The following is a 14600-nucleotide window of genomic DNA, read 5'->3' as shown; positions in this document are numbered from 1 at the left end:
CATGGCCACGACGCTTCCGCTCCAGGAACCGACGCAGGGTCGCCCGACCACCCTGCCGCCGCGCCAGGCGGCGCTGCTCAGCGCCACGCGCGTCGAGCAGAAGGGCAACATCATCGTCAAGTGGATCACCTCCACCGACCACAAGACGATCGGCTACATGTACCTCATCGCGTCGGTGCTGTTCTTCCTGCTCGGCGGGGTGATGGCGCTCATCATCCGCGCCGAGCTCTTCGAGCCGGGCATGCAGATCGTGCCGACGAAGGAGCAGTACAACCAGCTCTTCACGATGCACGGCACGATCATGCTGCTGATGTTCGCGACGCCGCTGTTCGCGGGCTTCGCGAACGCGGTGCTGCCGCTGCAGATCGGCGCCCCCGACGTCGCGTTCCCGCGCCTGAACGCCTTCGCGTTCTGGCTGTTCCTGTTCGGCTCGCTAATCGCGGTGTCGGGCTTCCTGACGCCCCAGGGCGCGGCCGCGTTCGGATGGTTCGCGTATCAGCCACTCGCCAATGCGACGTTCTCGCCAGGGGCCGGTGGCAATCTCTGGATGCTCGGCCTCGGTATGAGCGGTTTCGGCACCATCCTCGGCGCCGTGAACTTCATCACGACGATCGTCACGATGCGCGCACCGGGCATGACGATGTGGCGCATGCCGATCTTCTCGTGGAACACGCTCGTCACGAGCATCCTGATCCTGATGGCGTTTCCGGTGCTCGCGGCGGCGCTCCTCGCGGCGGCTGCCGACCGCGTGCTCGGCTCGCACATCTACGACCCGGCCAACGGCGGCGTGCTGCTGTGGCAGCACCTGTTCTGGTTCTTCGGCCACCCCGAGGTGTACATCATCGCGCTGCCGTTCTTCGGCATCATCTCCGAGGTGCTGCCGGTGTTCAGCCGCAAGCCGATCTTCGGGTACAAGACGCTCGTGTACGCCACGATCGCGATCGCGGCGCTGTCGGTGGCGGTGTGGGCGCACCACATGTACGTCACGGGCGCGGTGCTGCTGCCGTTCTTCGCGCTCATGACGATGCTCATCGCGGTGCCGACGGGTGTGAAGATCTTCAACTGGATCGGCACGATGTGGCGAGGATCCGTGACCTTCGAGACACCGATGGTCTTCGCCCTCGGCTTCCTCGTGTCGTTCGTGTTCGGTGGACTGACCGGCGTGATCCTCGCGTCGCCGCCGCTGGACTTCCACCTGTCCGACTCGTACTTCGTGGTCGCGCACTTCCACTACGTCGTCTTCGGCACGGTCGTGTTCGCGATGTTCGCCGGCTTCTACTTCTGGTGGCCGAAGTGGACGGGCCGCATGCTCAACGAGCGTCTCGGCTACGTGCACTTCTGGATGCTGTTCATCGGCTTCCACATGACGTTCCTCATCCAGCACTGGCTGGGCGTCGACGGCATGGTTCGCCGCTACGCGGACTACTCCGAGGCCGACGGCTGGACGTGGCAGAACCAGGTCTCGACGGTCGGTGCCATCATCCTCGGCGCGTCGATGATCCCCTTCCTGTTCAACATCTGGATCACCGCCCGCAAGGCGCCGAAGGTGACCGTGAACGACCCGTGGGGCTACGGTGCGTCGCTCGAGTGGGCGACGAGCTGCCCGCCGCCGCGGCACAACTTCACGTCGATCCCGCGCATCCGCAGCGAGCGTCCGGCGTTCGACCTCAACCACCCCGAGGCGGGTCTGCCCGTCGGCGTGGGGCCTGCGAAGGACGCACCCGCTGCACCCGTTGTCGACGCAGCCGAAGGAGAAGTGAAGTAGATGCGGACCAACGTCGGACTCTGGTGGGTCCTCAGCGCGTTCTTCTTCCTCGTCGCGGTCATCTACACGTGGTGGAACATCGTCAACAACACCGGCGAGCTCGTCAACCGGATCGAGTGGGTCGGCACGATCGCGCTGCTGTTCACCTCGTTCATGTCGCTGCTCATCGCGTTCTACGTGAGCCGCGTGCACCGCGCGCAGGGCGGCGAGCTTCCGGAGGACCGCCTCACCGCGGAGATCGATGACGGCGACCCGGAGCTCGGGGAGTTCAGCCCGTGGTCGTGGTGGCCCATCGTGCTCGCGTTCGCAGCCGCGATCGGCATGATCGGGCTCGCCGTCGGCACATGGCTGATGCCGATCGGAATCGGCATCTTCGTGGTCGCGATCGTCGGCTGGGTGTACGAGTACTACCGCGGCTACTTCGCGCGCTGATCACGTGCCGTTGCGGCTGAGCGCTGCCGCGGTGTCGGACGTCGGCCCGCACCGCGCGACGAACCAGGACTCCGCGTTCACCGCGCCCTGGGGCGCCGCCGTGGCGGACGGGGTCGGGGGAGGACCATCGGGCGATCTCGCGTCGTCCGCGTTCCTCCATCGCCTGGTGGCCGGCGTTCGGGGGCCTCTCGTGCTCGACGACTGGCTGCAGCGCATCCGGATCGCCAATTGGGACCTGCGTGCGCGTGTGGAGCACGACCCTTCGCTCGCCGGCATGGCGACCACCTTCACGGGGCTGCTCACGGCGCCGGATGACACAGTGATCCTCGCGCACACGGGGGACTCGCGCGCCTACCTCCTGCGCGACGGTGGGCTCACGCAGGAGTCGCACGACGACTCGCTCGTGCAGGTGCTGGTCGACCGCGGGCTGATCGCCGAGTCGGATGCCGCGACCCACCCGCAGAGGAACATCATCACCGCATCCATGCAGGGGCGCGATGCGGACGTCATCGCAATCGTCGCGCGCGTGTCGGACCTCGGAGACCGCTGGCTGCTGTGCAGCGACGGCGTGACGGACTACGTGACGGAGCGCGCACTCGCGCCGGTGCTCGCGACGGGATCGCCGACGACGGCGGCGCGCCTGCTCGTCGAGCTCGCCATCCGCTCGGGCTCGCGTGACAACATCACGGCGGTGGTGTGCGACGTCGTTCCCGACGTGCTCGACCCGCTCTCACCGGAGTTCGCCGGCGCGGCCGCTGAGCGCTTCCGTGAGGAGTTGGAGTCCGCGTAGGCGCCCGGAGGGCTGTCTGCCTGGTTGCCGTCGCGCCCGACGGGCGCAGGAGGCGTCTCAGCGCGCTACGGCGGTCGGCGGCGACGGCGACTTCAGCTCGTGGCCCGGATGCGATCGGGCAGATGTGACCCGCTCGCGCACCACCATCGTGAGAGGGTCGAACGTGCGGGGGAGCGAGCCCTCGTCGTTTTCGGTGGGCTGGCCTTCGCGCACCCAGTACTCATAGCCGCCGATCATCTCACGCACGGCGTACCCGAGCTTCGCGAACTCGAGGGCGCCCTTGGTGCCCGCGTTGCACCCGGGGCTCCAGCAGTAGACCACGACGGGCATGTCCGCGGGAATCTCGCTCGGGGCACGCGTCGCGATCTCGCTGTAGTGCATGTGGATGGCGCCCGGGATCCGGCCCTGCGCCCACGCTTCATCGCTGCGCACATCCACGAGGACGAAGCGTTCGCCGGCCTTCTGAGCGGCGTAGACGTCGGAAGCATCGGTCTCGTGGGTGAGCTTGGCGGAGAAGTACGTGAGCGCATCGGTCATGGGTCCAGCCTAGGGATGGGTGCGCGTGGGCCCGCCGCGCGGAGGCGCCATGTGACGCCGGATTCCTGCCGATGATGTCGACCCAGGGGAGGCGGGAAGGCGGATGCCCCGGCTCCCGCCGAGTCGGGGGAGCCGGGGCATCCGGTGCATGTTCGGCTGATCACTCGTCGCCGTTGTCGTCGCCCTTCTTGGACTTCTTCGGCTTCTCTTCGTCGACCACGATCACGTTCGACGGACGATTGGCCGTCTCGGTGTTGTGGCCGTCGTCGATCGGCACGTGCGGAGCGTCGGGAACGCCGGCGCGCTCGTGAGCCGCCTGGATCTCGGCGTCCTCCTCGACCGCGATGTGGTCGAGGGTGTGGTGCTGGTGCTCGACGGCTGCCTCGATCTCGGCCTGCGTGATCGGGGCGAGACGGTCTTCGAAGAACCAGCGCGACAACGCGGCGCGGAGGTTCTGGTGCCACGGAATGCGACCGCGCGCGTTCGGGCGCACGACGAGGGGCTCCTCGACCTCGTGGCCGATGAGCTTCCACCGCTCGTACTCGTCGACGGGCTGATGGACCTCGATGTACTCGCCGCCGGGGAGGCGCACGATGCGGCCGGACTCGTAGCCGTGCAGCGCGATCTCGCGGTCCTTCTTCTGGAGCGCGATGCAGATGCGCTTCGTGACGAAGTAGGCGATGATCGGGCCGACGATAAGCAGCACCTGGAGGGTGTGGATGACCCCCTCCATCGTGAGCCAGAAGTGCGTCGCGATGATGTCGGACGAGGCCGCGGCCCACAGGACCGCGTAGAACGTGACGCCCGCCGCACCGATGGCCGTGCGCGTCGCGGCGTTGCGCGGACGCTGCGCGATGTGGTGCTCGCGCTTGTCGCCCGTGATCCACGCCTCGATGAAGGGGTAGATGAGGACGAGCACGATGAACAGACCGAGCACCAGGATGGGCACGATGATGTTGAACGACCACGTGCGGTCCAGGAACACGAACTCCCATCCGGGCGGGACGAGACGCAGGGCGCCGTCCGCGAAGCCGATGTACCAGTCGGGCTGGGTTCCGGCGGAGACGGGGGAGGGGTCGTACGGTCCGTAGTTCCAGATCGGGTTGATCGTGAACAGCGATGCGACGAGGACGATCACGCCGAACGTGATGAAGAAGAACCCGCCCATCTTGGACATGTACACGGGCATCATCGGGTAGCCGACGACGTTGCTGTTCGTGCGCGCGGGGCCCGCGAACTGCGTGTGCTTGTTGATGACCATGAGCATCAGGTGCACGACGAGCAGCGCGACGAGGATGGCCGGCAGCAGCAGGATGTGCAGCGTGTAGAGGCGGCCGACGATCGCGGTGCCCGGGAACTCGCCGCCGAACAGCAGGAACGAGGTCCACGTGCCGATCAGCGGGATGCCCTTGATCATGCCGTCGATGATGCGCAGGCCGTTGCCCGAGAGGAGGTCGTCCGGCAGCGAGTAGCCGGTGAAGCCCTCGCCCATCGCGAGGATGAACAGGATGAAGCCGATCACCCAGTTCAGCTCGCGCGGCTTGCGGAATGCGCCCGTGAAGAACACGCGCAGCATGTGCACGCCGATGCCGGCCACGAACACCAGAGCCGCCCAGTGGTGGATCTGACGCACGAGCAGGCCGCCGCGGAGGTCGAACGAGATCCTCAGGGTCGAGTCGAGCGCGGCCGACATCTCGACGCCTCGCATCGGGATGAACGCGCCCGTGTAGTGCGTCGGCACCATCGAGGCCTGGAAGAAGAACGTGAGGAACGTGCCCGAGAGCAGGACGACGACGAAGCTCCACAGCGCGATCTCGCCGAGCATGAACGACCAGTGGTCGGGGAAGATCTTGCGGCCGAGCTCCTTGACGAAGCCGGACAGGCTGGTCCGCTCATCGATGTAGTTCGCGGCCGCGCCGACGAAGCGGCCGCCGAGCGGCTTCTCGTTGGTCTCCGCCTGGAACCGGGAGGTTGCGGATGCGGTACTCAATGGCGCTCCCAGAAGCTCGGGCCGACGGGTTCGGTGAAGTCGCTGCGGGCGACGAGGTAGCCCTCATCGTCGACCGTGATGGGCAGCTGCGGCAGGGGACGTGCCGCCGGTCCGAAGATCACGGCCGCGCCGCGCGTGACATCGAACTGTGACTGGTGGCACGGGCACAGCAGATGGTGTGTCTGCTGCTCGTACAGGGCGACCGGGCATCCGACGTGCGTGCAGACCTTCGAGTAGGCCACGATGCCGTCGTACGACCAATCCTTGCGGTCCTCGGCCTCGACGAGCTGCTCGGGCAGGAGGCGCATGAGCAGCACGATCGCCTTGGCCTTCTCTTCGAGGTAACCCTCCTCGTGGCCGAGCTCCGCAAGCGGCTCGGGGATCACGTGCATGGCCGAGCCGAGCGTGACGTCCGCGGCGCGGATCGGGGTGCCCTCGGGGTCGCGCGCCAGGCGCATGCCCTCTTCCCACATCGTGTGGGAGAGCAGCGCAACCGGATCACCCGCAACCGGGTTCGTCGGGCTGTTCTGCGGAGCGAGCCCGCGGAACAGCGCGATGCCGGGAACGACCGAGGCGATGAGCGCCGCGAACAGCGAGTTGCGGATCATCGCACGACGGCCGAAGCCCGACTCCTCGTTCGCGTCGGCGAAAGCCTTGACCGCCGCCTCGCGCGTCGAGTCACGACCGCGTGTGGCGTGCCGCGGCTCGATGAACTCCTTGTCGGACATGACGGCCTTCGACCAGTGGATCGCGCCGATGCCGAGGGCCAGCAGCGCGAGGGCGATGCCCAGGCCGACGAAGAGGTTGTTGTATCGGATGTCGGCGATCCGGCCGCTCTCGATCGGGAAGATGATGTAGGCCGCGACGGAGAAGACGCTCGCCGCCACCGACAGGTAGAACAGCGTGTAGATCGTCCGCACGGCGCGCTTCATCGCGGCCGGATCCTTGTCGGTCATGCGCGCCCTGTGCGGCGGCAGGTCCGGCGTCTTCACGGGGTCGCTGACAGCGACCGCGAGCCCCGGTGAGGGCTTCCAGGAGGCCCTCTCGTGCTCGAGCGGGTCTTCCTCGTGTGCCATTGCTGTGTCCTCTTCGCGTGAGTGTCGTCGTCGATTCAGTTGGACTTCGCCGTGATCCACACGGTGATTGCGATCAGCGCGCCGATGCCGAAGATCCAGATGAACAGGCCCTCCGAGACCGGGCCGAGCGAGCCGAGCGTGAAGCCGCCGGCGGACTCCTCGTTCTGCAGGAAGATGAGCGCAGAGATGATGTCGCGCTTGTCCTCGAGCGAGAGGTTCATGTCGCCGAACACGGGCATGTTCTGCGGGCCCGTCACCATCGCCGCGTACATGTGCAGCGGGCTCGTGGTGTGGAGCGCGGGGGCGTACTTGCCCTCGGTGAGCGCGCCGCCGGCCGCGGCGACGTTGTGGCACATCGCGCAGTTGATGCGGAACAGTTCGGCTCCGCGCGCGATGTCACCCTCGCCGTCGAGCACCTCGGGGTCGGGGTAGGTCGGGCCGGGCGAGGTCGACTGCACGTAGGCGGCGATCGCCTCGATCTGCTCCTGGGTGAACTGCGGCGGCTTCTGCGGCGCCTGCGGCCCCTGCATCTGCAGCGGCATGCGCCCGGTCGCGAGCTGGAACTCGACCGACAGCTCACCGACGCCGTACAGCGACGGGCCGTCTTCGGACCCCTCGAGGTTGAGGCCGTGGCAGGTGGCGCAGTTCGCCTGGAACAGCAGCTTGCCGTCTTCGACGGTCAGGGTGCTCGAGGCCGACGGCTCCGCCGTCGCGGCCATCGCCGCCGACGCGCCGGCATAGACGCCACCGGTGATCAGAAGACCGATACCGATGAGGGCGGCCGCCGCCCAGGGACTCCGGCGCCCGTGCGAGCGGCGCTTGCTCTCTCGTGCCATGTCGGGATTCCGCTCCGCTCTATCTCAGGAAGTAGATGACGATGAACAGCGCGATCCAGACGACGTCCACGAAGTGCCAGTAGTACGACACGACGATGGAGGACGTCATCTCCTTGCGCCCGAAGTTGCGGACCGCGTACGCGCGGCCGATGACGAGCAGGAACGCGATGAGGCCGCCGGTCACGTGCAGGGCGTGGAAGCCCGTCGTGAGGTAGAACGCCGACGCGTACGAGTCGGACTGGATCGGCATGCCCTCGAACACCAGCTGCGCGTACTCCCACACCTGGCCGGACACGAAGACGGCGCCCATGAAGAAGGTGAGGAAGAACCACTCGACCATGCCCCACCGGCGGAAGTTCCAGAAGCCGCCCGTGCGGTACGGCTGGAACCGCTCGGCGGCGAAGACGCCCATCTGGCAGGTGAAGCTCGAGAGCACCAGGATGAGCGTGTTCACGGCGGCGAAGGGTATGTTCAGCAGCGCGGTGCGGTCCGCCCACAGTTCGGGGGAGGTGGCCCGCAGGGTGAAGTAGATCGCGAAGAGTCCCGCGAAGAACATCACCTCGCTGCCGAGCCAAACGATCGTTCCGACAGCGACCGGATCAGGACGCTTGACGGATCGCATGGCCTGGGAATAGGTCGCTGGCGTGCTCGTCACGTCCCCATTATGGCTGATCCTGAGAGAGGCTTCATGCACCGCCGATCATCCAGCGGGCCTGAAGGAGAACTTGAGGCCACCTAAGAGTGCGCTGACAAGCGTCCCGGAGAACGCCGAGGGGCCGCCGGGCGGCGCGAACGCCTTCGATCGGGCCCGGTGCGCGGTCGGCGTGTCGGGACGCGCACTAGGCTTCTGGGTCATGGCGGAGCTGTACTCGTGGCCGGAGATCCTCTCGAGCCTGCTCGACGGCAAGGACCTGAGCGTGTCGGAGTCGACCTGGGCGATGCGCCAGATCATGAGCGGGTCGGCGACGCCGTCGCAGCTCGGCGCGTTCCTCGTGGCGCTGCGCGCGAAGGGCGAGACGGTCGACGAGATCGTCGGATTCCGCGACGCGATCCTCGAGGCGGCGCTTCCGCTTCCCGTATCTGCCGACGTGCTCGACATCGTCGGCACGGGCGGCGACCGCTTCGGCACGGTGAACGTGTCGACGACGGCCGCGATCGTGGCGGCGGCATCCGGGATCCCCGTCGTCAAGCACGGCAACAAGGCCGCCAGCAGCTCGTCCGGCTCGTCAGACGTGCTCCGCGCGCTCGGCGTCGACCTCGACCTCTCGCCGGAGGCGGTCGCCGAGACGCTCGACCGGGCCGGGCTCACGTTCGTGTTCGCGACCGCGTTCCACCCCGGGTTCCGCCACGCTGGCCCGACGCGCGCCGAGCTCGGCGTGCCGACGGTGTTCAACTTCCTCGGGCCGCTGTGCAACCCGGCCCGCGCCGAGGCGAATGCGGTGGGCGTCGCGCACCTCGACCGCGTGCCGCTCATCACGGGCGTGTTCCGCACGCGCGGTGCGACGGCGCTCGTGTTCCGCGGCGACGACGGTCTCGACGAACTCACCACGACCGGCCACAGTCGCCTCTGGGAGGTGAGCCGCGGCGACATCCACGAGCACGACCTCGACCCGCGCGACCTGGGCATCCCGCTCGCCGACATCGGCGACCTCCTCGGCGGCGATCCCGCGCACAACGCCGAGATCGTGCGACGAGTGCTCGCGGGCGAGAGGGGTCCGGTGCGCGACATCGTGCTGCTCAATGCCGCCGCGGGCATCGTGGCGTACCGCCTGTTCCGCGACGCGTCGGAGGTGCAGCGACCGATCCTCGAGCGCCTCGGCGAGGCGATGGAGCTCGGCGCAGCGGCCATCGATGAAGGCAGGGCCGCGGCCACACTCGACCGCTGGGTCGAGGTCACGACCTCGCTCGCGCCCGCCTGACCGACCCTTCTCCGCACACGCGCGGAGCGCTCTGGCGGCGCGTCGCCGCCGGACGCTAGGTTTGCCGCAGCATCCGTTCGGGAACACGAAGAGGAGCTCGCCATGTCAGACGCCGTCGCCCCCGAGGCCCCCGACGCGATCGAACCACCCGCCCGCAAGACCGGGGGCGTCAAGGTCGTCGGGATCCTCGGCATCCTCGCGGGCATCGCACTCATCGTCGTCGCGATCGTCGTGTGGATCGTCGTGACCACGCAGCTTCGCGCTGAGAACATCACGATCCCCGACGATGCGATGGCGTTCCAAGGCCAGCAGGTGTCCGGCCCCTTCACTGCGTATGTGCAGGCCGACATCATCAACCGCCATGCGCTCGAGGCGTCCGGCGGCCAGACGTACGCCGAACTGCCGCAGGACGACCCGGTGCGCGCGACGATGATGAACGCGTCGTTCCTTCGGGCGTCGCTGTTCACGTCGGTCGTCTCGTACGGCGTCGCGGCCTTCGCCGCGGCGGTCGGCGTGCTGTCGATCATGTTCGGATGGGCCCTGCACCGCCTCGCCACGGCCCCCGTCGTCGTGAAGCGCTCGGCGTTCGCCGCGCCGGGGGACTGACCTGCCCGGCATGATCGACGCGTCCCGCGGAGACCGCGATGCATCCGCGTGATGCGCTCATCGAGATCGCGACGCTCCTCGAACGCGAGCGCTCGTCGCGCTACAAGTCGAAGGCGTTCCGCGCGGCCGCCGACGCGATCGCGCGGCTGAGCGACGAGGAGCTGCGGGACTCGGCATCCGTCCGTCGGCTCAAGGGCGTGGGGGACTCGACGTTCGCGGTCATCCAGGAGGCGCTCGCGGGCGGTGTCCCCGCCTATCTCGCGGATCTGCGCGAGCGTGCCGGGGTGCAGCGCGAATCGCAGCTGCGCTCCCAACTGCGCGGCGATCTGCACAGCCACAGCGACTGGTCGGACGGACTCACGTCGGTCGACCTCATGGTCGAGACGGCGCGCATCCTCGGGCACGAGTACCTCGCGCTCACCGACCACTCGCCGCGCCTGCGGGTCGCCAACGGGCTGTCGGCCGAAAGGCTGCGGGCACAGCGCGAGGTCGTCGAGGGCTTCCGCGACGAGAAGTTCACGCTCCTGTGGGGCATCGAGGTCGACATCCTCGACGACGGCGCGCTCGACCAGGAGCCCGACCTGCTCGACGAGCTCGACGTCGTCGTCGCGTCGGCGCACTCGAAGCTGCGGATGGAGTCCGGGCCGATGACCCGCCGGTTCATCGAGGCCGTGTCGAACCCGCGCACGGATGTGCTCGGGCACGTGACGGGCCGCCTCGTCGAGGGCTCGCGCGGCACGCGCCCGCAGTCGACGTTCGACGCGCGCGCGGTGTTCGAGGCGTGCGCCGAGCACGGCGTCGCGGTCGAGATCAACTCGCGGCCGGAGCGCCAGGATCCGCCCGACGACCTGCTGGCGCTCGCGCTCGAGATCGGGTGTCTCTTCTCGATCGACTCCGACGCGCACGCGCCCGGCCAGCTGTCGCTCATCGACTACGGCGCCGAGCGCGCCGAGCGCGCAGGCGTGCCCGCCGACCGCATCGTGACGACGTGGCCCCTCGAACAGCTCCGGGAGTGGCTCGGGAGACCCCGATGAACTCTCGCCGAACGCCGCCGGCCCACGGTACGTTCGGATGATGGTGGACTTCACGAGGGACGAGCTGCTCGAGCGCAACGACGAGGAGTTCGAGGCGCTCATGGGGCTGATCGACTCGCTGCCGCCGGACCGTCTCGACGAGGAGTTCGCGGGCGACGGGCGTGACCGCAACGTGCGCGACGTCGTCGCCCACCTGCACGCGTGGCACATCCTCTTCGAGGGCTGGTACGCCGAGGGGACGACCGGCGGCATCCCCGCGATCCCCGCCGACGGGTACTCCTGGTCGCAGCTCGCCGAGCTCAACGAGGACCTGCGTCAGCAGTGGCAGGACACGAGCCTGCACGACCTGCTCGCGCTCTTGAAGGCGTCTCACCAGTCGCTGCAGGCGGATGTCGCGCTGCACTCCGACGCCGAGCTCAGCGACCCCGACATCCATCCCTGGACGCAGGGTTCGCCGCTCGGCGAGTTCGCGCTGGAGTGCGGCGGCAACCACTACCGCTGGGCGCGCAACGCGATCGCCACCGGACTGCGCCTGGAGGCCGCCGCCTAGACTCGTGAGGTGAACGCGCGCCCGGCATCCAACGAGAGAAGCCGGATGCCGTGGCTCGTGATCACGGGCGTGCTCGTCGCCGCATTGAGCCTGCGCGGCCCCATCGTGGCGCCGACTCCTGTGCTGTCGGCGATCGAGCGCGACCTCGACGTCGGATCTGCGGCGGCAGGTCTGCTCACGACCGCGCCGGTCCTCATGTTCGCGCTGCTCACGCCGGTCGCGGCCGTCGTGATCCGTCGGGCGGGCGCAGAGACGGCGCTCGTCCTCTCGCTCAGCGGCGTGCTGCTCGGCACCTTCATCCGCGCTCTGCCCGGCTTCGGCTCGATGCTGACCGGGATGGTCGTGATCGGGGCGTCCATCACGATCGGCAACGTCGTCATACCGGTCATCATCCGCCGGGACGTGCGTCCTGAGCGCGTCGCGATCGTGACGGCCGCGTACGCAGCGATGCTCAACGCCGGATCGCTCATCACGTCGCTGCTCACCGCGCCCCTCGCGTCGGTGATCGGGTGGCCGGCGGCGCTGCTCACGTGGTCGGTCATCACGATCGCCGGCATCATCGTGTGGGCCGCGCACCTGCAGCGCGAGCGGCGGACCGGCGAGGATCCCGACGAGCAGTACTCCGGGGTTCCGGCTCCGGCGGCGTCCGCGCCGGCACCTGGGCGAGACGTCGACCCCGAGATCCTCACCGGACCACTTCCGGTGGTCACCCGACACAGACGGATGCTCCGCCGCCCCGTCACATGGCTGCTCGTCGCGTCGTTCGCGCTCCAGTGCACGATCTATTACGCCTTATCGACGTGGCTGCCGACCTTCGCCGCCGACGAGCTGCAGCTCGATGCGGCATCCGCGGGCGCGATCGCGTCGGTCTATCAGGGCGTCGGCATCGCGGGAGCATTCCTCGTGCCGCTGCTCATGCGCTTCACTCCGCGGATCGTGACGCCGCTCGTGATCTGCGCGTCGTGGCTCGTCGTGACGATCGGCCTGCTCGTCGACCCCGGGCCGCTGTGGGTGTGGCTGTCGATCGGCGCGATCGGGCATGCGGGCGGGTTCGTCGTCATTTTCTCCGCACTCGTCGCCGTCGCGCGCGACGACGGAGAGGCCGCCGGCCTGTCTGCCCTCGTGCAGGGCGTCGGGTACGCGATCGGCGCGCTCGGCGCGCCCGTGGTCGGCGCGATGCACGAGGCGACGGGGGAGTGGACAGCCGCGCTCGTGCTGCTGCTCGTGCTCGCGATCGGCTATTGCGCGGCGCTGCTGGCCGCGATCGCGGCGGCCGGACGACCCCGGCGCTGAATCCCGCCCCAGGGCGCCCGGCGCACGGTGTGTCAGTCCGTCTCGACCCGATCGAGCGCCTCGATGAGCCGGGTCATCGAGCCGCCGAGTCCCCAGCGGTCGGCGAAGGCCGCGGCATCCGTCTTCGCCGATTCGTGCAGGGGACGCAGGCGCGCGTCGACGTCGGGCAGGTCGAGGTCGCGCACGACCTCCACGACCTTCGGCGCGACGGCGAGATACGGCAGGCCCGCGGTGATCTTGGCGCGCACGCCCGCGCTCATCCCGCCCTCGCCGCTCTCGGCCGCGGCGATGATGCCCGGGAGGTCGCCGTACGCCGCGAGGAGTCCGGCCGCGGACTTCTCGCCGATGCCCGCGACGCCGGGAAGACCGTCGGACGAGTCGCCGCGCAGCGTCGCGAAGTCGGCGTACTGCTGCGGCAACACCCCGTACTTCTTGACGACGGTCTCGTCGGTGACGACTTCGAGATTGCTCATGCCGCGTGCGGTGTAGACCACCCGCACGTCGCGCGCGTCGTCGACGAGCTGGAAGAGGTCGCGGTCGCCCGTCACGATGTCGACCGGCTGCGTCGCGCGGGTCGCGAGCGTGCCGATCACATCGTCGGCCTCGTGCTCGGCGGCGCCGACGATGACGATGCCGACCGCGGCGAGCGCTTCGCGGATGATCGGCACCTGCACCTCGAGCGGGTCGGGGACCACCTCGACGTCGGGTGCGCCCTCGACGACCTGGGCGACGCGGTGCGTCTTGTACGACGGGATGAGGTCGACGCGCCACTGCGGGCGCCAGTCGTCGTCCCAGCACGCGACGAGATCGGTCGGCGAGTACGTCGTGACGAGCCGCGCGATGATGTCGAGGAACCCACGCACCGCATTGACGGGCGTGCCGTCGGGGGAGCGCACCTTGTCGGGCACGCCGTAGAACGCGCGGAAGTAGAGCGAAGCGCTGTCGAGCAGCATGAGGCGGCCGGGCATGCGCTCATCCTGTCATGGGTCGGCGACACGGGCCCGGCGACGATGCGGGGGTGACGGATGCCGCGGCATCCGTCACCCCCATCGCGTCAGCGAGCGGCCGCGACCGGCGTCTCGATCTCTTCGGGAGCCGGTCCCGCCTCGGGCACGGGACGCGTGCGCGCGAGACGCGCCGCCGCCCACGCTGCGACGAGCGTGATCGCCGACATCACCGCGAGGACGATGCCCGGATGCCACCACGCGAAGTCCGTCGCACCGCCGAGCGCCGTCGTGACCAGCGGCACGAAGCCGCTCACCGTCGCCGCGAACGCGTACGAGACCGACAGCGCGGAGTAGCGGAAGTGGTCGGGGAACAGGTCGTTCATGAGTCCGCCGAGCGCGGCCCACGCCATGGTGGGGAGGATTCCGCCGACGATCATCGTCCCCACCAGGATCGGGAACGTCGCGAACTGCAGCAGCCAGTACATCGGGAATGTGATGAGGAGCGTGCCGAGGGCGCCCCACAGGACGACCTGCGCCGAGCCGATGCGGTTCGCCCACGCGCCGAACAGGGGGATCGTCACGAGCTGCAGCAGGCCGCCGATCGTCGTCGCGATGAGCAGGTCCTGGAAGCTGAACCCGAGCTCGGTCACGCCGTAGTTGACGGTGTACGTGTTCATGAGCGAGTAGGAGCCGATGCCGAGGAGGGCGGCGCCGATCGCGATGAGGATCGCGACGGGGCGCACGCGGAACATCGTCAGGAAAGGCACCTTGTCGCGCCGGCCTTCAGCGACGACGCCCTCGAACACCGGCGTCTCGGTGATCGTG

Annotated in this window: 15 protein-coding genes; 8 read left to right on the top strand and 7 right to left on the bottom strand. The window is 68.8% G+C overall.

The genetic code is table 11. The annotated features are described in order from the left end of the window. Position 1: 1 nt before the first annotated feature. From ctaD to VFF97_RS02140, 3 genes are read left to right on the top strand one after another with little or no spacing between them, the layout of a single operon-like run. Positions 2–1765 (top strand): cytochrome c oxidase subunit I, encoded by a 1764-nt coding sequence (gene ctaD / locus VFF97_RS02150; protein WP_325031846.1) that lies wholly within the window; start codon positions 2–4, stop codon positions 1763–1765. Next, a complete protein-coding gene (locus VFF97_RS02145) occupies positions 1766–2197 on the top strand; it encodes a cytochrome c oxidase subunit 4 (protein WP_325031845.1) in 432 nt (143 codons plus the stop codon). Positions 2198–2201: 4 nt separating this feature from the next. Further along, on the top strand, positions 2202–2987 hold the full coding sequence (locus tag VFF97_RS02140; RefSeq protein WP_325031844.1) for a PP2C family protein-serine/threonine phosphatase: 786 nt from the start codon (positions 2202–2204) through the stop codon (positions 2985–2987). A gap of 57 nt (positions 2988–3044) precedes the next feature. Here VFF97_RS02140 and VFF97_RS02135 read toward each other — a convergent pair whose 3' ends face one another. The 5 genes from VFF97_RS02135 to VFF97_RS02115 all read right to left on the bottom strand — a co-directional run bounded on the left by VFF97_RS02135 (position 3045) and on the right by VFF97_RS02115 (position 8048). After that, positions 3045–3524, bottom strand: a complete 480-nt coding sequence (locus VFF97_RS02135; RefSeq protein ID WP_325031843.1) for a rhodanese-like domain-containing protein — start codon at positions 3522–3524, stop codon at positions 3045–3047. Between the two features lie 160 nt (positions 3525–3684). Beyond that, positions 3685–5514, bottom strand: coding sequence for a ubiquinol-cytochrome c reductase cytochrome b subunit (locus VFF97_RS02130; RefSeq protein ID WP_325031842.1), 1830 nt, complete (start codon positions 5512–5514; stop codon positions 3685–3687). Then, positions 5511–6590, bottom strand: a complete 1080-nt coding sequence (locus tag VFF97_RS02125; protein ID WP_325031841.1) for a Rieske (2Fe-2S) protein — start codon at positions 6588–6590, stop codon at positions 5511–5513. The genes VFF97_RS02130 and VFF97_RS02125 overlap by 4 nt, the downstream gene beginning before the upstream one ends. Before the next feature lie 35 nt (positions 6591–6625). Further along, positions 6626–7426 (bottom strand): cytochrome c, encoded by an 801-nt coding sequence (locus VFF97_RS02120; protein ID WP_325031840.1) that lies wholly within the window; start codon positions 7424–7426, stop codon positions 6626–6628. 19 nt (positions 7427–7445) lie between these two features. Next, positions 7446–8048 carry a heme-copper oxidase subunit III gene (locus VFF97_RS02115; RefSeq protein WP_325031880.1) on the bottom strand — a complete coding sequence of 201 codons (603 nt, stop codon included), beginning with the start codon at positions 8046–8048 and terminating at the stop codon, positions 7446–7448. Positions 8049–8280: 232 nt separating this feature from the next. Here VFF97_RS02115 and trpD point away from each other — a divergent pair, with 232 nt between their 5' ends. The 5 genes from trpD (at position 8281) to VFF97_RS02090 (ending at position 12828) form a co-directional block, all read left to right on the top strand. Further along, complete coding sequence (gene trpD, locus VFF97_RS02110; protein ID WP_325031839.1) at positions 8281–9345, top strand: anthranilate phosphoribosyltransferase; 1065 nt, start codon at positions 8281–8283, stop codon at positions 9343–9345. A gap of 102 nt (positions 9346–9447) precedes the next feature. Next, on the top strand, positions 9448–9951 hold the full coding sequence (locus VFF97_RS02105; RefSeq protein ID WP_325031838.1) for an aromatic ring-opening dioxygenase LigA: 504 nt from the start codon (positions 9448–9450) through the stop codon (positions 9949–9951). A 38-nt stretch (positions 9952–9989) separates the two neighbouring features. Continuing rightward, positions 9990–10985, top strand: a complete 996-nt coding sequence (locus VFF97_RS02100) for a PHP domain-containing protein (RefSeq protein WP_325031837.1) — start codon at positions 9990–9992, stop codon at positions 10983–10985. Positions 10986–11025: 40 nt separating this feature from the next. Next, on the top strand, positions 11026–11535 hold the full coding sequence (locus VFF97_RS02095) for a ClbS/DfsB family four-helix bundle protein (RefSeq protein WP_325031836.1): 510 nt from the start codon (positions 11026–11028) through the stop codon (positions 11533–11535). Between the two features lie 9 nt (positions 11536–11544). After that, positions 11545–12828: a CynX/NimT family MFS transporter gene (locus tag VFF97_RS02090; protein ID WP_325031835.1), complete on the top strand. Its 1284-nt coding sequence runs from the start codon at positions 11545–11547 to the stop codon at positions 12826–12828. Between the two features lie 32 nt (positions 12829–12860). On the opposite strand, the gene VFF97_RS02085 is transcribed toward VFF97_RS02090, so the two are convergent. After that, on the bottom strand, positions 12861–13796 hold the full coding sequence (locus tag VFF97_RS02085; RefSeq protein WP_325031834.1) for a 5'-3' exonuclease: 936 nt from the start codon (positions 13794–13796) through the stop codon (positions 12861–12863). Positions 13797–13882: 86 nt separating this feature from the next. Next, a partial coding sequence (locus VFF97_RS02080) for an MFS transporter (protein ID WP_325031833.1) occupies positions 13883–14600 on the bottom strand: 718 nt, incomplete at its 5' end.

Source organism: Microbacterium sp. (assembly GCF_035687345.1).
GTDB lineage: Bacteria > Actinomycetota > Actinomycetes > Actinomycetales > Microbacteriaceae > Microbacterium.
This window is presented reverse-complemented; position numbering and strand designations above follow the sequence as displayed.